We start from the raw sequence: 18,571 nt of genomic DNA, 5'->3' as shown, positions 1-18,571 counted from the left end.
TCTTCTTATCCCGAACAAAATTTTTTCTTTGCGTACGGATGTTATTCACACTCCGCGCCATGTGCGTTACGTTGGATCCGGGTCGGGCTAAGGGGGATTTCAGGCGGCGGACAAGCGGCTGAGGCCAGGCAATGAAAAATACGGACGATGCTCGGGAAAGCGGCGTTTCCCGGGGCGTCAATCGAGAACGGACAGCTCGATTTGTCCTGGACATAATTCCTGAAAGCGCCGGGCCCAGGAGGGTCACCGCGCGGGGGAGTGTCATATCCTCCGTCCGCGATCCCGTCTCGCAGACATTCATCGTTCGCCGTCCGGCCGGAACGATCCGATGAATGGCGATGCCGGTCGGCTTCGATCAATCACGAATTGTTTTTCGGGGGAACGAGGAGGAAGGCCTCCGGTTGAACCTCATCTGGGACGTGTCAGGAGGCCGAAAAATGCCGGGTGATGATGGTTTCCCCGGACCGGCTTCCGGAACCAATCTGCGACAGCCGACGCTCAACGCGAAAGGCGGACTTTCGGTCCGCAGCACACGCCGCGTGCAGGAATTTCTGGACAAGAACTTTACGCGCAAGCTGGCGCTTGCCGAAATGGCCGCTGTTTGCGAGCTTTCGCCGTACCACTTCATGCGGGCTTTCTCGAGGACGTTCGGGGTGCCGCCGCACCAGTATGTCCTCGAGCTGCGGCTGGATTTGGCTGAAAGACTGCTTGCCGACAGCCGCATGACGATCGCCGACATCGCGCATTCCTGCGGATTTTCAAGCCAGAGCCATTTTACCACCGTGATGAAGAAATACCGCCAGGTGACGCCGCTGCAGCTGCGGGTGGGCAAGCTTAACGCCAAGGTTAGATGAGGCGGCGCTTAGGTCGTTGCTTTATTTCTTGGTTTTAAAGCATTGGCTAAGGTAACAAGCCGTTAACCTCTGCAGGTTTGCTCCGATCTTTTCTCACAAGGCAGCAATTTCGTGAAATACCGCGGGCAGGAATCATGTCTTCCTGCGGTGGAGCGGAATTGTCAGACATTTCGTGCCGGCCAGCGGAGAGGGAACCATGACCGACAACCAGTTTTCGAACGGCTCGCTTCTTGTTCAGCGTCGCGCGGCGCATTTCGCCGGGCACTGGATCGCGGGGGCCGATGTCAGTTCCCGCTCGGTTCGCCGCCGCCTGATGGCGGTGCTGCGGATGGCGCATCGTGCGCTCGGTATGGGGCGCAAGCGCCTGGGGCTGGGAACTTTGGGCGTTGGCGGGATGCTCGGGGCCGTGGTGGGGATCATGGTCCCGCAGCCGGCGTTCGCGCAGCTTGCCATTGGTAACGGGGTTCTGACCAACACCGCGAACTGCACGACTCCCTCCGCGGGGGTGCAAAGCACAGCGATCGGATGTGCCACCAGCGCCACCGGCTCCGCCTCGACCGCCATTGGTGCTGGCGCCAAGGTGAATGGTGACAACGGCGTGGCGATAGGCACCGGTAACACCGCAACGGGCAATGCTTCGATCGCCATCGGCTATACGATGAGTGCCACTGGCCTCAACGCCATAGGCATAGGCGTCTTCGCGAACGCGACCGGCGTCAATGCTCTTGCCGTAGGCGGGAACGCCCGCGCGCTCGTGGATGGAGCATCAGCTTTTGGTGTCAACAGCACCGCAAACGGGGCGAACGCGACTGCCATCGGCTCCACGGCTACTGCTGGCGCCGCCGCGACGGCCGTTGGCGTATCGAGCCAAGCGACCGGCGGCAATTCCGTCGCTATCGGCAGCGTAAGCCAGGCTTCGGGGAACAGTTCGACCGCCCTCGGCACGGGGACCGTCGCCAACAGCTTTGGTACCGCGGTTGGATCGACCAGCCAAGCAACCGGCGGCAACGCGACCGCAATGGGAGCGGGTAGTAACGCAAGCGGCGGCAATTCGATAGCGCTGGGAGTGGTCAGCCAGGCGACCGGCGGCAATTCTCTCGCCGCCGGGAACGGCGCCAACGCCAGCGGAGTCTCGGGCGTCGCCGTCGGCAACGCTGCTAGGGCGACCGGCAACAGCTCAACGGCACTCGGGGTGCAAGCGGTGGCGATCGGCGACAGCACGGTTGCGGTCGGGCAGGGTGCGGGTGCCGGCTCGACCACCGGAAATGCCAGCTCGGTCGCGGTGGGCATCGCGGCAGGCACGCTCGTCAGCGGCGGACAGAATACCGCTGTCGGCGGCGGCGTCCCAAGCGTCTTGAGAGGCGCTGGCTCCGGCGTCACGGGGCAGCGCAATGTCGCCCTCGGCACTGGTGACGGCGCCGTTGCCTATGACGCAACGCTCTCCGCCTCCGCGGGCAATCTGGTCACCGGCAACGACAACATCGCGATCGGAACCAATGCCGGTATTGGTGTCGCCGTCAGCAACACCGCGTCGATCGGCCACAACGCCCAAGCCAGCCAGACTAACGCCGCCGCCATTGGCACGGGATCCATCGCCAGCGGCGTGAATTCCATCTATCTGGGCGCACGCTCCGCTGTCGGAACGGGGGCTCTCGCTCAGAGCGCGATCGCTATCGGCGTGGACGTGACGGCAAACGTGGCTGATGCCACGGCGATCGGCCGTACAAGCGTGGCATCGGCCCAGTTCGCCGTCGCAATCGGGGTAAATTCCCGTGCGACGGGGATAAGCTCGTCAACGCTCGGCCCCAACGCACTCGCCTCAGGCAATTTCGCATTGGCTTTCGGCAATGCCGCCGTGTCGAGTGGAATCGGCTCGGTCGCGATTGGATCGGGTGCCCAGGGCACGGATGTTGGCGCCGTGGCGCTCGGCAATGGCGCCCGTGCGACCCTCGCGCGCGCAACGGCGCTGGGCGTTAGCGCATCGGCGAGTGGCGCGAGCGCGCTGGCGATGGGCGATACCGCGAACGCGAGTGCCCAGAACGCGATCGCCGCCGGAACGAACGCGGTCGCAAACTCCGTCGACGCCGTCGCCATCGGCACCAACGCAAACGCAAGCGGCGGCAAGGCTGTCGCCATCGGTGCGGGCAACGTCGCTTATGGAGACGGCGCGGTTGCCATCGGCGATCCGAGCTTCGCCAGCGGCACCGGCGCCTTCACCGGCGGCGCAAACAACATCGCCAACAGCGACGGCACGGCGACCGCCACCGCGGCCAACGCGGCCAACGGTGCCGTCGCCATCGGCAACAACAACAAGGCGATCGGCCAAGGCTCAGTGGCGTTGGGCAACGGCTCCACGGCAGGTGCCGCCGGCCTCGCCGGGAATATCGCATTTGGCGATGGCGCGACGGCGGCGGCAAGCTCCGGCGACGTGGCGCTCGGCTCGGGCTCGGTGACCACCACGGCGGTCGGCACGGCCAGTGGGGTGGTCAATGGCACGACCTATGCCTTCCAGGGCACCAACCCGACCTCGACGGTCAGCATCGGCGCGCCCGGCGCGGAACGCACTATCACCAATGTCGCCGCGGGTCGGATCAGTTCGACGTCGACCGACGCCATCAACGGCTCGCAGCTCGCCGCCACCAACCAGGCCGTCGATGCCATCGGCGCCGTCGTCAACAACATCAATGTCGGCGGCGGCATCAAGTATTTCCATGCCAACTCGACGGCGGCGGACTCCTCGGCGACGGGCACGGACTCCGTCGCGATCGGACCCGTCGCGACCGCAACGGGGACGAACGCCATCGCGGCCGGTGTCAATTCGAGCGCATCCGACGCCAATGCGTCGGCCTTCGGCAGCGGCGCCGTCGCATCGGCGCTCGACGCAACGGCGATGGGCTACATCTCCAACGCCTCGGGCCAATACAGCACCGCCATCGGCGCGAATGCCAACGCGACAGCGACCTCCACCACCGCGATCGGCCAGAACGCCTTTGCTACCGGCCTCCAGGCGACCGCTCTCGGCATGCAAGCGAATGCCAGCGCCGCGGATGCGCTCGCGCTGGGTGCAAACTCGACCGCTGGCAACGCAGGCGATGTGGCGCTCGGCTCGGGCAGTGTCACCGACGTCGCCGTCGGCACGCCGAGCACCGTAATCAACGGCACAACTTACGCTTTCCAGGGCACCACTCCGACTTCGACGGTCAGCGTCGGCACGGTCGGCGCGGAACGTACCATCACCAATGTCGCCGCGGGGCGGATCAGTTCGACGTCGACCGACGCCATCAACGGTTCGCAGCTCGCCGCCACCAACCAGGCCGTCGACGCCATCGGCACCACGCTCAGCACCATTGGCGGTTCGGTGACCGATCTCGGCAACACGATCAACAACATCGCCGGCGACACCTCGACCGCCTATACCGACGCCAATGGCGAGGGCATCCGCTACGCCCGCACCAACGAGGCCGGTCTGGCGCAAACCGATTCCTTCGCACAAGGGGTCGGCTCCACCGCCGTCGGCTACCAGGCGACCGCGACCGGCGACAGCGCGCTGGCGCTCGGCCGCGACAGCAATGCCAGCATCGACGGCGGCGTGGCGCTCGGTTCGGGCTCGGTTTCCGATCGTGCGATCGCTCCGACTACCGGGCAATTGCCCGCCGGCCCATCCAACTTCATCCAGTACAACACCACCGACAAGACGCTGCTCGGCGCCGTTTCGGTGGGCGATGCCACCTCGTACCGGCAGATCACCAATGTGGCCGACGGCACCCAGGACCAGGACGCGGTGACGGTGCGCCAACTCGCCGGCGCCATAGCTGCCGTATCGGTCACCTCGACCAAGTATTTCCATGCCAATTCGGCGGCGGGCGACTCGCTGGCGGTCGGGGCAGAGTCGGTCGCGGTCGGTCCGACCACGGTCGTCAACGGCGACAACGGCATCGGCATCGGCAACGGCGCCATCGTCGACCAGACCGCACCCGGCGGAACCGCGATCGGCCAGAACGCCCATGTCATGCTGGCCGACGGCCTGGCCTTCGGCACCAATTCGCTGGCGTCCGGCATCCAGTCGGTGGCGCTCGGCGCCGGCGCCCAGAGCACCTTCATCAACAGCGTGGCGCTCGGTGCGCAGTCCATCACCACGGTCGGCGCGCAGGCAGGCTACACGGCCTTTGCGCTCGCCGGTCCGCAAACGTCGGTCGGCGAGGTGTCGATCGGCTCTGCCGGGGCCGAACGCAAGCTCACCAATGTCGCGGCGGGCTCTGCCGACACCGACGGCGTCAACGTTTCGCAGTTGCGCGGCGTGACGCAAAACGTCAGCAACCTGTTCGGCGGCGGCACGACCGTCAATCCCGACGGCTCGATCACCGGCCCGACCTACAACATCCAGGGCAACAACTATTCCACCGTCTATGACGGCTTCACGGCCGTCGACAATGCGCTGACCAGCATCAGCAATGGCGGCGGCATCAAGTATTTCCACGCCAACTCGACGCTGGCCGACAGCATCGCCGGCGGCACCAACGCCGTTGCGATCGGACCGGAGAGCGTGGCGAGCGGCACCGACAGCCTGGCCGCGGGACATGGCTCGACGGCCGCTGGGCAAGGCGCCGTCGCGCTCGGCCAGGGCGCGCAGGCCAACAATGCCAACGATGTGGCGCTCGGTTCCGGTTCGGTGACGCAGACCGCCGTCGGGACCTCCAGCACCGTCATCAACGGCAAGACCTACACTTATGCCGGAACGACTCCAACCGGAACCGTCAGCGTCGGCGACGCCGGCGCCGAGCGGACGATCACCAATGTCGCTGCCGGCCGCGTGTCTTCCGACAGCACCGATGCGATCAACGGCTCGCAGCTCTACGCCACCAATACGGCGATCGAGGATCTGAAAGCCGGCGTCGGAAACCTTACCGAGAACGCGGTGACCTATGACGCCCCGGGCGGCGTCAAGTCGAACACCATCACGTTGCAGGGCGGCGACGTCAACGCGCCGGTCGTCATCTCCAATGTCGGCCCCGGCGTCAAAGGGACCGATGCGGTCAACGTCGACCAGATGAACCAGGGCCTGACCGCGGGCAAGAGCTATACGGACAACCGCGTAGCCTACGCTATCGATACGTCCAACGACTACACCGACAAGGTGGCGGTCACGACCTTGCAGCAGGCCAACGACTATACCGACCAGAAGCTCAGCCAGCTCAATTCGGACATTAGCGGCATCCGCGACGAGGCGCGGCAGGCGGCCGCAATAGGCCTTGCGGCTGCCTCGCTGCGCTATGACGACCGGCCCGGAAAGCTGAGCGTGGCGGCGGGCGGCGGCTTGTGGCGGGACGCAGGCGCGTTCGCCTTCGGTGCGGGCTACACCAGCGAAGACGGCCGCATCCGGGGCAATCTGTCGGGCACGGCCGCGGGTGGGCATGTCGGTGTCGGTGCCGGCATCAGCTTCACCTTGAACTGAGGCAGGAATGAAAGGACTTGTTGCCCTGACCTGCCTGGCGCTCTGCGGCGGCCTGGTGCCGGCCGCCGGGCAGGTCGCCTCGACCTACAGGATCAAGCCATCGGACGTGGTGGTGCCGCCCGAGGTGAAGCTCGGCGACTATCAGCGCACCATCCGCCCATTCGATAACTGGACGCTGATCTGCGACGAGAACCTCAAGGCCCGCAAGAAGGTCTGCAACGTCTCGCAGATCATCGAGGACGCAGCAGGCAAGATGGCCTTCAGCTGGTCGCTTGCCGCCACACAGGACGGCAAGCCTTACATGATCCTGCGCACCGCTGCGAATGCCAGGAGCGATGGCCTGGTGTCGCTGAAGTTCGATGGACAGAAGCAGCCGATCGACGTGCACCTGAACGGCTGCAACGAAATGGTCTGTGTCGGCATGTTGCCGGTCGGCCCCCTCATGCGCCGGCAGATCTCGCAGAATGCGACACCGGCGATCTCCTATTCGACAGTCGACGGCCAGACGATCACCGTGACCGCAACACTCAAGGGGCTGTCAGAGGCCCTTTCACCACTCAAATAATCGGGGCATCACCATGAGCCAGCAGGACCAGTTCACGTCCGCGAAACGCACTCCGGCCGTCGAGGCGGATCGGCAGAGGCGGGCCGAGCCCCCACGGCGGCGCTGGCCACGCGTGGCCGGATATTCATTGCTGGGATTGGTCGTGGCGGGGCTTGGCTTCGCCGCCGGGAACTATGCCGCGATCGCCAATCTGGTCGGCGGCGCGACGGCCGCACCTGCAGAAACTGCGGCGGCCCCCGTGCTTCCGGACACGCCCTTCCTCGAGCATGTCAAGCAGGCCGGTGTGCAGGCCTGCTCGACCGTCTATCCGACGCTCGGACAGATTCTGACGAACGGCACGAAATACAGCGTCAAATCCCTGTGGAACGATCAGGCGGCCGACAAGCACGCCATCCAGGCCTTTGTCGGCATGGACTATGCGTCGGAACGCTATAGCGGACCGGCCGCCGGCATCGTGTTCGCTTCGCCTACTGCCACCGGTTGCGAAGGGGCGATGGTGCGGGTGGCGCCGTTCGCCAGCCCGTGCGCCGACATCGCATCCATCCTGCCGCAGGGCAGCAAGATTACCGACCATCTCGGGCAGGTCGAGGTCTACGAACTCGGCGGCAATGCCGGTGAAGCGCTTCTCCTGCCGACGGGCAAAAGCTGTGTGGTGATCTCCCTCGCTTCGGCGGCGAAGTAGGACGCGAAGCGATTGAGGTTAAGGAAAGGATGGCCGACCATGAGATCGCAGGCTTTGGCAGTTTTGGGCTTGACCCTGTTGTGGAGCGGACAAGTCGTCTCAGCCGACCTTGTGGCCCCATCGGAGCCGCAACAGGAGGAAAAAGGCATATGGGCGGCCATTGCCTATTCGCAGGCCGATAGCAAATACGGCTTCTTCTGGGGCGCCGACAAGCGGCAGGAAGCGAAGGACATCGCACAGAAATATTGCGAAAACGCGGGCGGAAAAGCCTGCAACGTCGTCACCGTCTTCCGCAACCATCGCCATTGGAATGATGACGACGAGACCGGCTTTCCCTACAAGCACTGCGGTGCCCTCGCCGTGGCGGACAAGGTGGAGAACCGTTTTACGCCCTGGGGCGTGAACTCGGCAGAGACCCGTCGGGAAGCGGAGGATCTCGCTTTGCAGGCCTGCGAGGCGACGGGAGAGAAATGCAAGATCCGCGAGTGGGTCTGCACATGAAGCCTGGCCCGAAGGCCGTCTCCGCATGTGGGGCAATTCTATTCTCGTTGATGTCGCCGGCGTCCGCCCAGCAACAGGTGGCGGCTGTCCCGGACGGACCGTCATCGCTGCGTGAGGTCTATCAGGACTGGAGTGTGACCTGTTCGGTTCGCGAGAAGGCGAGAGTGTGCTCGCTCGCGCAAGACCAGGTCCAGCAGAACGGGCAGAGGCTTCTTGCCGTGGAGATCGCGGCACGCCCGGACGGCTCGACGACGGCTACCTTGCTTTTGCCCTTCGGCATCCTGCTCGATCCGGGCGTGACGCTGCAGATCGATGATCAGCCGCCACTGTCCCCGCAGCGATTCAGGACTTGCCTGCCGACGGGTTGCGTCTCCGTCTTTACCGTCGATCGGCCGACGCTTGGAAAGCTGAGGGGAGGCTCGGTGCTGAAGCTCAATGTCACGACGGACGCCGAGACCCCGCTGAGCTTCCCGGTGTCGCTTCGCGGCCTGACCGCGGCGCTCGACCGCATGGTGGCGTTGAGCGCAAATTAGAGATACGCGCTGACCAGCTTTTGGCCGTGATGAGCGACATGACGCGCAAGCCGGCCGCCACTATGGAGTATTTTTTGGACGCGGCACCCAAGGGGGGCGTGCCTGAAAAAGCGTTCAACCTCCGGTTGGATTGTCGACAACCGCTATCCGAACCGGCCATGATTCTGGGCATATCGGCCCACTGGCCTGCGATTTTTTGTGCTTGCCCACTGAATGGGGCGTCCGGATACAACCGCAGCGAGCCGACGTTATGTGCTATTTTTGCTACATCTCGCAGCCTTGTTGCCCAAAAAGGCTATTTAGCGCCCTCTAAATCAATAATCGCTCACACATTTCGTGAATTTGTGAATAATCCACCGACGGGCAGGCCTTGGCTTGGTTAGCGCTCTGAAAAGGACGCTGGGGAAACGTTAGGGTGGGATTAATGAATACGACAAACATGTCGACCATAGGCAGGCGCCTTGGTCTTTTGATGGCGGCCACCATGCTGACCTGCGGGGGTGCTCATGCGCTTACGCTCAAGGAGGCGATGGCTGTCGCGGTGGAATCCAATCCCGAGATTGGACAGGCGATCGAAAACCGCGAAGCAATCGAGTTCGAGTTGCGGCAGGCCAAGGGCCTTTACCTTCCCAGTGTCGATGTCGAGGGATCGGCTGGCGTTCGCCGGCTCGACAATTCGTCCCGGCGCTCGCTGTCGATAGAGAACGATTCGCTCTATCCGGCGGAAGCGAATCTGGTGGTGACCCAGAAATTATTCGACAGCGGAGCGCGTCGCGCGGAATTGAACCGCCAGGCATCGCGCGTCGACGGAGCGTCGTTCCGGGTGCTGGAACGGTCCGAATTCATCGGGCTGTCCGTTGTCCAGGATTACCTCGAATACATGCTGCAGGCTTCGATCGTTTCCGAAGCCAAGAAGAATCTGGGTTTCCATCAGGCGATACTCGGCGACATCCGGCAAGGCATCTCAGGCGGGGCGTTGAACGAGGCCGACCGCCAACAGGCCGAGGAGCGTCTGTTCGCGGCCAAGGCCCGCATGCAGGAGGCGACCGAAGAGCTGGAAGCCTCCAAGATCCGGTTCTTCAAGACCGTCGGCAAGCCGCTGGTCAATGCTTCGCGGCCGGGTGACGTCGCCGCCGCGCTTCCGCGGTCACTGGATGACGCGATCGGCCTGGCACGACAGAACAATCCGCGCGTTCACATGGCCACCAGCGATATCGACGCCGCGGCTTCCCTGGTGGATGCGGCCCGGGCGAAATATGGCCCTGAAGTCATTGCTGAAGGTCGGGCCAGGGCAGGCACCGACATTGACGGCGACGACGGGGACACCAATGACCTGCAGGCGCGTCTGGTGCTGCGTTGGAATTTGTATCGCGGCGGCATAGACAAGGCCAATGAACAGGAGCAGATCCGCCGCGCCAGCGAGCAGCGGCTCGCCTATCATCAGGTCTTGCGCGAAATCGAGGAAGCCGTTCGCACCTCATGGGATCGCCGTTTCCGGCAAGCCGATCTGGCGAAGACCCTGAGGCAACAGGCCGCCGCCAATGAAAAGCTGGTCGCTTCCTATCGCGAGCAGTTCAAGGTTGGACAGCGCTCGCTGCTCGACGTGCTCGACGCGCAGAATACGCGGTTCAACACGGCAACGCTGGCCGATACCGCGTCCTACGCATCGCTGTTTGCCCAGTACCGGCTCCTGGCCGCGACCGGACAGTTGCTGAAAACGATGAATCTCGAGCCGGCAAAGCAAGCGACAGCCTATGCGCGCACCGAGTTTGCAACACCGGAAACCGCGGACACCGAGACCTATGCGCGGACGCCATCGGAGCAGAAGAACGACCTGCCATTCGATATCCTCGCCCCGGTGAGGAAGAAATAAGACGACGCAAGGTCCAGCGAGCGTCCTGACGGGCAGATCGTGAACCAGCAACCCAATATCCTCTCCCCCAAGGAGGCGTTCAAGGCCTGCTTCTCGGCCGTTGCCGGATATCTCGGCAGGCCGAGCGCGGAGACCGTGCTGTTTGCCGGCGTGCCGCTCTCGGACACGCGAATTGCGGCCGACGACATCAGGCACCTTGCCGAACGCATCGGCCTGGAAGTCACCGAGTTCAACCACCGCGATTTTCTCAGGGGGCGTATCGACCTGCCGGCAATCGTCTTTCGCGTCAGCCAATTGCCGGTTGCCCTGCTCGCTCTGGGCGAAGACGATGCGTATATCACCGCGCCCCAGGAAGACGGCCGCACCACGATCGGCCGATCGGAACTGGCCGCCAGCTACATCAGCGGCGGCGCTTCCTTCTCGATCACCTATGCCAATGCCGCCGAGACCATGTCGGTCGGCTCGGCGGCCAGGATCGAGCGGAGACATTGGCTTACGGGGACGATGGGCGCTTTCTGGCGCACCTACTCAAAAGTCGTCCTGGCGGCGGTGTTCATCAATCTGCTGGCCATAGCCTCGCCGATCTTCACCATGAACGTCTACGACAGGATCCTGCCGAACAAGGCAATATCGACACTATGGGTGCTGGCTCTCGGCATCGGCGCGGTCATCCTGTTCGACCTGCTCTTGAAGACGGCCAGGGCTTCCCTCATCGACTATGCCGGGCGCAAGGCGGATCTCCGGATATCCTATCTGCTGTTCGAGAAAGTGCTGAACTCGTCGCTGTCGGCGCGCCCCGGCTCGACCGGTGAATACGCAAACAGGGTCACGCAGTATGAATTCGTCAGGGAGTTCTTCACCTCGAACACCATAAGCGTGTTCATCGACACGGCATTCGTCTTCGTCTTCCTCCTTGTGATCTATGCGATAGGCGGATGGCTGGTGATCATACCGGCGCTGGCCTTCGTGATGTCCGTCATCGTCGGCCTGATCACCCAGCGCCGCATCGGCAAGCGCGTCGCCGCCTCGATGAACGAAGCGTCGCAGCGCCAGGCCCTGCTGGTCGAATCCATCTCGACGCTGGAGACCATCAAGTCGCTGCGCGCCGAGGCCTATCTGCTGCGAAAATGGGGAGAGCACTCCAAGAACGCCGCCAACACGTCCGAGAAGATCAAGCAGCTTTCGGCGGCGGCGGGCAACATCACCCAATCCATACAACAGCTGGTGACCGTCGCCCTGGTCGTGGCCGGCGCCTATGCCTTCTCGGAAGGGCATGTTTCGACAGGAGCAATCATAGGAACGGTGATGCTGGCGAGCAGGGCCGTGGCGCCGCTCGGCCAGATTGCCATAACGTTGTCCCGGTTTCGCCAGGCCATGCTCTCGCTGAGAATGGTGAACTCGATCATGGCTCAGCCGGAAGATCGACCCGACACGGTGGGCTTCGTCAACCGCCCTATCCGCAAGGGGGCGATGGTGTTCAGGAATGTCGGGTTTGTCTATCCAGGCTCGGAAAACGAGGTTCTGACCGGCCTGAATATCTCGGTCAAGCCGGGTGAGCGGATCGGCATCATCGGCCGCATAGGATCGGGAAAGACGACGATGGGGCGGCTGATCGGCCGGCTCTTCCTGCCGACGTCCGGTGAGCTGCTGCTGGATGGGATCGACATTCGCCAGTATCACCCGTCCGAGGTTCGCGCCGCGGTCGGCATCGTTGCGCAGGCCGGCGACCTGTTCTCGGGCACCATCAAGGAAAACCTCCTGATGGCATGCCCCGAGGCTACAGACGAACAGATCATCGAAGCGGCAAAGGCGGCCGGCGTCGACGATTTCGTTTCACGCCACCCGCGCGGCTACGACATGAATGTCGGCGAGCGCGGCACCAATCTTTCCGGTGGCCAGAGGCAGACGGTGGCGATCGCACGCCTGCTGCTGACCAGACCGAAAATCGTCTTTCTGGACGAGCCGTCGGGCTCGATGGATCTCGCATCGGAACGCCAGTTGATCAAGCAGCTCAAAGTCGCCTTCGACCGCGACACCACGCTGATCGTCTCGACGCATCGCTTCAGCATGCTTGAGCTGGCCGACCGCCTGATCGTTATCGAACAGGGCAGAATCGTTGCCGACGGACCGAAGGACCAAGTCATACAGGCGTTGCAGAAAACAAGCGCCTGACAAAACAAATATTGCTGCATCCAATGCGTTGGGGCGTGGGAAATGCTTGCCAGAGAAGATCGACCGCCGCTGTTTGCGTCGGCGTCCATATTCATCATCGGAGCGCTCTTCGTGGTCTTCGTCGCCTGGGCGTCCTTTGCCGAAGTCGATGAGATCGCACGCGGCGACGGCAAGGTCATACCCGCTTCCAAGACCCAGATCATTCAGGCGAGTGAAGCCGGTGTCGTTCAGGAAATCGCCGTGACGATTGGCCAGGTGGTCAAGAAGAACGATCTCATCATCCGCCTGGACAACACGCTCAACACGTCCAGTCTGGGCGAGCAGCAGGCCAAGGCGCGCGCGCTGGAAGTGCGCATAGCAAGGCTGAAATACGAACAGGCCGGCAATCTCTCCGGCCCATTTCCGTGCCCGCAGGACATCCAGTCGGTCGCTCCGCAAATCTGCGACAATGAACAGAAGCTGCTCATCGCCCGGCGCGGGAACTTCGATAACAAGCTATCCGTGCTCAAGTCACGCCTTGACCAGCGCGAGAGGGAACTGGCCGAGGCGCAGGCCAATTCCGATCGTCTTACAAAGAACCTGGTCGTCAGCGACCAGGAGGCAAAATTGGTCGACGCGATGGTCAAGAAAGGCCTGATGGCACGGACCGAGCAGCTCCGGGTGGAGCGCGAACAGACCGAGCTCAACGGCCAGCTGAACCTTGCGGGCGAAACGATAAAGAAGATCAAATCGTCGATCACGGAAGCCCAGCTTCAGGTCGAGGAACTCGGCCTGCAATTGCAGCAGGAGGCGTTGGACGACCTTACCCAGGCGCTGGCGGAACTGTCGGTGGTGGATGAGACCATAAGGGGAGCCACCGACAAGGTCGCGCGCACCGATATCCGTTCGCCCGTGGATGGCATCGTCAACACGCTGGAGCTTAACACGGTCGGGGCCTTCGTTCAGCCTGGCGCCGTGGTGGCCGGCATCGTGCCGACCTCCGAGACGTTGCTGGTGGAGGCACGGGTCTCGCCACGGGATGTCGCGTTCATCCGTCCCGACCAGGAGGCCCTTATCAAGGTCACTGCCTATGATTTCTCGATCTTCGGCGGCATCGAGGGCAAGGTCTCGAACATCACAGCCGACAGCCTGGTCGATCAGAAAACGGGGGAACCCTACTATCAGGTGCGTGTGGCGACCGACAAATCCACCCTTCAAAGAGACGGCAAGGCCTACTCGATCATCCCCGGAATGATCTGCTCGGTCGACATCAAGACCGGGCGCAAGACGATCCTGCACTACCTCCTGAAGCCGATCAACAAGGCGCGCGAGGAGGCGATGAGTGAGCGGTAGCGCCAGCCTTCATCATTCCGGTCGGCTGCTGCCTCCAGTCGCCGCCGAGGATTTTGGACTGGAATTCCGGGTTGTGGCGCGCGGCGGCATCCGGCGCGGCATCCGTCTGGAGCGGGCATTCTGGATGTCGCTGAAGCAGATGGCCGAAAGCAGGAAGTGCACGATCGGCATGCTCATCGACGAGATCGCCGAAAGCCAGGCACAGACAGGAAATTTGACATCCGCGATCCGGGTGGCCTGCATGCGTGGGCTGGGGGACGAAAACCTGACCTTGCGAAAGCTTGCATCGATCAACACCATCAACGCCATACTGGTCGCTTGCCCGTCTCCCGCCTTTGCCCTGGCTTCGTCGAAGAAGATCCTGTCGTTCAACGCGCCGTTCCAGCAATTGGTCAAACGTCAATTGCCGATCGCCCCAAGCGATGACGCACGCCACGATCTCAAGCTGGCGCTGGACCTCAATGTGTCCGACATCTTCGCGCGGCTCGATGCCAATGGCGAATCGCCGGTGGCCACCGGTTTTGTCATCGGCGCGGGCGACCGTCGATACCGGGGACAATTGAATGCGGTGCGGGCTCCTGTGCTCGAGCCGGAGCTGCTGATGGCGTTCGTCTTCGGCGGCTAGGGCAGTTCCCGGAATTGCCCTGGATGCATCGCCAATCCGGCCGAAACCTATGGCTGAAAACCTTCGCCGGGGGCGACGGTTGCGAAACCGCCCTTGATGTCGGCCATCTGGGCTCCGCCCGGTCTTGAACCGTGGATCCAGGCCCGGTCCGTGCTGAACGAATAGAGCGGAACGTAATCCGGAAGATCGCTGTCACGCACGACAGTGTTGCTGAGGCTGTCGAGAATGAAGGTGCCGCTGCCTGTGCTCACCGACAGCACTGCGTGAAAGAAGCCTCTCTTGCGATCCTGGAGGACGACAAGCGCCATGCTTTGCGTCGGAATGCCGGCCCTCAGCAGGGCCGTCATCTTGAGGATGGCAAAATCCTCGCAATCGCCGGCTCGCCGCTCGAGAATCTCCGAAGGCTTCGCCCAATAATCGAGCTTGCCGTAGACGACGCTGTCTTTCCTGTAGGCGATCAGGCGATTTACGCTGCTGTTGACGAACGACAGCTTCTCGCTGAATCCCTTGCCTTGTGCGGCGGCGATCATGCCGGCAAAAGCCGCGCTCTTGCGCTCGCAGGGGCTGCCTGCCGAACAAGCGGCGATTGCCCGGTAGACGGGCGCCCAGCGAGCCGCGACGGGAAAATTGCGCATGGACAAGGCAACCGATCCGAACACCCCCGGAATAATCGACGCGGTCTGCAGCGGATCTATCCCGGCGTCATCTCGCGCCGTTGACGAGCCATCCCCGCGGCCAACATCTGGGCCATAGCTGCCGGTGACCAGACCGATCCGGTAAGCGCCCGCAGGCTGCCAGGGCTGAGGCCTCGCCAGCGAAACACCGCCGAGACTGGGTGGCGTCTGGACCTTCTCCGGAGGCCTGCCGGATGCGGCGATATCGCTCGCAAATGACGGCCCCGCCAAGCCGACAAGCCCGATTGCCAGCAGGAGCATCTGGAGCCGGGTTTTTCCCGGAACTGATTTTTGCTTTTTCATAACGCCCACCTTTGACTGTGGACGCTACCAATCTTGTCTCAAATTATTGGAAAGGAAGGTGGATAAATATCCAGCAACTGTCTTTATCCATTTTGCTTAAAATTTTATTCAAATTTATACTTTGGTTTACCGGAAAATTGCCGCCCAGCTATCCGTCAAGGAGGTCTCCAGAAACCTACATATAACCGGTTATATTGTAGCGGTTTACCACGTGTAAAAAATGCCGGGCAATGCATATCATAATATATGAAATAGATTAGGGGGCAGTTGCAAAGTAGAAGTGGCCGCTGTCTCTATCCGGTAAATATCGGAGGGGTTTCAGCCATGACGAACAATATCGAGTTGGACAGCTTTTCGGCTTCCTTGAACGAGCATTCCGTGTCCAATGAACACGGCGATCAGGCATCACCGGCGGAGATCCGGGTCGCACAGGCAAATTCGACGCAGCCCGCGCCGGCAGCGTCCGAACCGGTGCCGGTCGATGTCGGCGGCGGAGCGCCTGTCAAGCCGGAAGCCCCCGCGGAAGCAAAGGCACCGCCGGCAGCTGCGCCGCACGAATATGTAGCCGACGCCAGCCATGTGGTGAGGCTTCCGGCCAACGCCTCCATCGACAACATCAAGGTCGACGGCCAGAACCTTCTGCTCGAACAGGCCGACGGCTCGGTGATCGTGATCAAGGACGGCGCCCTCAACGTGCCGACCTTCATCATCGGCGACGTCGAGGTGCCGCGCGTTGCGCTGCTGGCAGCGCTGGAAGCCAGCCATGTCGATGTCGCCTTCGGCGCCGACGGCTCCATGTCGGCCGGCCCGGGCGGTTCGAACTCAAGCGCGGGCGGAGATTTCTCGGTTCCCCCCGGCGGCATTGGCGACGGGTTCGATCTGTCGGCACTGCTGCCGCCGACTGCCTTGCAGTTCGGACTCCTGGAGCGGCGCGAACTGTTCCCGTCCATCGTCGACAGGCAGGTTTCAGTGACGGCCACGTCACTGCTTGCCCCGACCGAAGCGGCCAGTGAAGCCGGTCTTGACGGCGGTGGGGCGCAATCTCCGGGCAGCGAAGCGCTGACCGACAATGAAACGTCCAGCACTGGAACGATCAGCATCGACGCGCCTGATGGAATTGGGTCGATCGTCATCAATGGCGTCACCGTCACTAGCGTCAACCAGCAGATCCCGGGAGAGTACGGTTACCTGACGATCGTCTCCTTCAATCCGAGCACCGGTGCTATCGAATACAATTACACGGTCACCGAATCGGTCATTCATACCGATCAGACAGCCGGCTATGATCCCAACAACGACACCGTCCCGGACAATTTCAGCATCACTGTCACGGATGTTGACGGCGATTCGGCCAGCACGACCTTTGCCGTCGCCATCGTCGACGACGCGCCGACGGCGGTTGCCGATACGGACAGCGTGACGGAAGACGGTGCGACGGTCGCGGACGGCAATGTCATTACGGCCAGCGGCGGCGCGGACGCGAATGTGACGGACGGCGTTGCCGACGTTAGGGGTGCGGACGGGGCGACGGTAACGGGCGTCGAGGCAGGCACGGTTGCATCGGCCTCGGGCCATGTCGGTTCGGCCGTGGGGGGCAGCTACGGTTCGATCACGATCGATGCAGACGGCCACTACAGCTACACGCTGAACAACGGCGCCGCGGCGGTCCAGGCGCTGACCAGCGGCCAGCATCTGACGGACACGTTCACCTACACCCTGACCGATGGCGACGGCGATACCTCGACGACAACGGTCGAGATCACCATCAACGGCACCAACGACGTGCCGCAGGTCGTCGTCAACCAAGGCAACCCGGCTGGCGCGCATGACCAAGTCTATGAAGCAGGTCTGGCGGCGGGTTCGGCGGCCGGCGACGGGAGCACGGTGGCAACAGGCACCTTCACGGTGTCGGACGCCGACGGGCTCGACGATGTGCAGACCGTCACCATCGGCGGCGTCACGGTTGCCATCGGCAGCCTCAACGGTTCGGCCTTCCAGGGCGACCACGGCACGCTGCTGATCACCGGCTACAACCCGGCAACCGGTGTTGCGGCCTATCAGTACACACTGACCAGCACGACGACGGACGTTCCGGCAGTCACCGAGACCGACAGCTTCTCGCTCACCGTCTCGGACGGCACCTCGTCGTCCGTCCCGGCGGCCATCGTCATCGACATCGTCGACGACGTGCCTAATGCGGTCAACGACACCAACAGCATCAGCGAAGACGCGCTCTCGCCGGTCAACGGCAATGTGCTGACCAACGACCTTCATGCCAACAACCAGCCGGGCGCCGACACGCCGACGAGCTTCGTCAGCTGGGATGGCTCGACGACGGGCGCACACGGCACCTTCGTTGCCAATCCCGACGGCACCTACACCTACACGCTCAACAATGCCGATCCGGCGGTGCAGGCGCTGGACGCCGGCCAGACGCTGACCGAGACCTTCAACTACACGATGAAGGATGCCGACGGCGACACCGATACGGCAACGCTGACCATCACCATCAACGGCACCAACGACGTGCCGCAGATCGTCGTTGACCAGGGCAACCCGGCCGGCGCGCATGACCAGGTCTATGAGGCGGGTCTGGCGGCGGGTTCGGCGGCCGGCGACGGCAGCACTGTGGCGACAGGCACCTTCACTGTGTCGGACGCCGACGGGCTCGACGACGTGCAGACCGTCACCATCGGCGGCGTCACGGTTGCCATCGGCAGCCTCAACGGTTCGGCCTTCCAGGGCGACCACGGCACGCTGCTGATCACCGGCTACAACCCGGCAACCGGTGTTGCGGCCTATCAGTACACACTGACCAGCACGACGACGGACGTTCCGGCAGTCACCGAGACCGACAGCTTCTCGCTCACCGTCTCGGACGGCACATCGTCGTCGGCCCCGGCGGCCATCGTCATCGACATTGTCGACGACGTGCCGACGGCGCATGCCAACACCAACAGCGTGTCGGAAGGCGCGCAGGCCTCGGGCAACGTGCTGACGGACGG

Annotated in this window: 12 protein-coding genes; 11 read left to right on the top strand and 1 reads right to left on the bottom strand. The window is 63.0% G+C overall.

The window, feature by feature from the left end:
• The first annotated feature begins 332 nt into the window (after positions 1 to 332).
• From AC0L2U_RS06350 to AC0L2U_RS06305, 10 genes are all read left to right on the top strand, one after another.
• The gene (locus AC0L2U_RS06350) at positions 333 to 854 is read left to right on the top strand and encodes an AraC family transcriptional regulator (protein WP_127809445.1); all 522 of its coding nucleotides are present in this window, start codon (positions 333 to 335) and stop codon (positions 852 to 854) included.
• 196 nt (positions 855 to 1,050) lie between these two features.
• Positions 1,051 to 6,306, top strand: a complete 5,256-nt coding sequence (locus AC0L2U_RS06345) for a beta strand repeat-containing protein (protein WP_473601588.1) — start codon at positions 1,051 to 1,053, stop codon at positions 6,304 to 6,306.
• A 7-nt stretch (positions 6,307 to 6,313) separates the two neighbouring features.
• A complete protein-coding gene (locus tag AC0L2U_RS06340; protein ID WP_128289218.1) occupies positions 6,314 to 6,871 on the top strand; it encodes an invasion associated locus B family protein in 558 nt (185 codons plus the stop codon).
• A 13-nt stretch (positions 6,872 to 6,884) separates the two neighbouring features.
• The gene (locus AC0L2U_RS06335; RefSeq protein ID WP_128289219.1) at positions 6,885 to 7,553 is read left to right on the top strand and encodes a hypothetical protein; all 669 of its coding nucleotides are present in this window, start codon (positions 6,885 to 6,887) and stop codon (positions 7,551 to 7,553) included.
• A gap of 39 nt (positions 7,554 to 7,592) precedes the next feature.
• On the top strand, positions 7,593 to 8,054 hold the full coding sequence (locus tag AC0L2U_RS06330) for a DUF4189 domain-containing protein (protein ID WP_127809449.1): 462 nt from the start codon (positions 7,593 to 7,595) through the stop codon (positions 8,052 to 8,054).
• On the top strand, positions 8,051 to 8,587 hold the full coding sequence (locus tag AC0L2U_RS06325; RefSeq protein WP_245481874.1) for an invasion associated locus B family protein: 537 nt from the start codon (positions 8,051 to 8,053) through the stop codon (positions 8,585 to 8,587). The genes AC0L2U_RS06330 and AC0L2U_RS06325 overlap by 4 nt, the downstream gene beginning before the upstream one ends.
• Positions 8,588 to 9,011: 424 nt before the next feature.
• Complete coding sequence (locus AC0L2U_RS06320) at positions 9,012 to 10,460, top strand: TolC family protein (RefSeq protein ID WP_127809450.1); 1,449 nt, start codon at positions 9,012 to 9,014, stop codon at positions 10,458 to 10,460.
• Between the two features lie 39 nt (positions 10,461 to 10,499).
• Positions 10,500 to 12,632 (top strand): type I secretion system permease/ATPase, encoded by a 2,133-nt coding sequence (locus AC0L2U_RS06315; RefSeq protein ID WP_473601587.1) that lies wholly within the window; start codon positions 10,500 to 10,502, stop codon positions 12,630 to 12,632.
• Positions 12,633 to 12,674: 42 nt separating this feature from the next.
• On the top strand, positions 12,675 to 13,964 hold the full coding sequence (locus tag AC0L2U_RS06310) for an HlyD family type I secretion periplasmic adaptor subunit (RefSeq protein ID WP_127320297.1): 1,290 nt from the start codon (positions 12,675 to 12,677) through the stop codon (positions 13,962 to 13,964).
• A complete protein-coding gene (locus AC0L2U_RS06305) occupies positions 13,954 to 14,589 on the top strand; it encodes a ribbon-helix-helix domain-containing protein (protein WP_128289220.1) in 636 nt (211 codons plus the stop codon). Before AC0L2U_RS06310 ends, AC0L2U_RS06305 begins: the two co-directional genes overlap by 11 nt.
• Positions 14,590 to 14,636: 47 nt before the next feature.
• On the opposite strand, the gene AC0L2U_RS06300 is transcribed toward AC0L2U_RS06305, so the two are convergent.
• The gene (locus tag AC0L2U_RS06300) at positions 14,637 to 15,566 is read right to left on the bottom strand and encodes a transglutaminase-like cysteine peptidase (protein WP_473601586.1); all 930 of its coding nucleotides are present in this window, start codon (positions 15,564 to 15,566) and stop codon (positions 14,637 to 14,639) included.
• A gap of 324 nt (positions 15,567 to 15,890) precedes the next feature.
• Here AC0L2U_RS06300 and AC0L2U_RS06295 point away from each other — a divergent pair.
• Positions 15,891 to 18,571: VCBS domain-containing protein (locus AC0L2U_RS06295; protein WP_473601585.1), on the top strand; the 2,681-nt coding region annotated here is incomplete at its 3' end.

Source organism: Mesorhizobium sp. WSM4808 (genome assembly GCF_055811675.1).
This window is presented reverse-complemented; position numbering and strand designations above follow the sequence as displayed.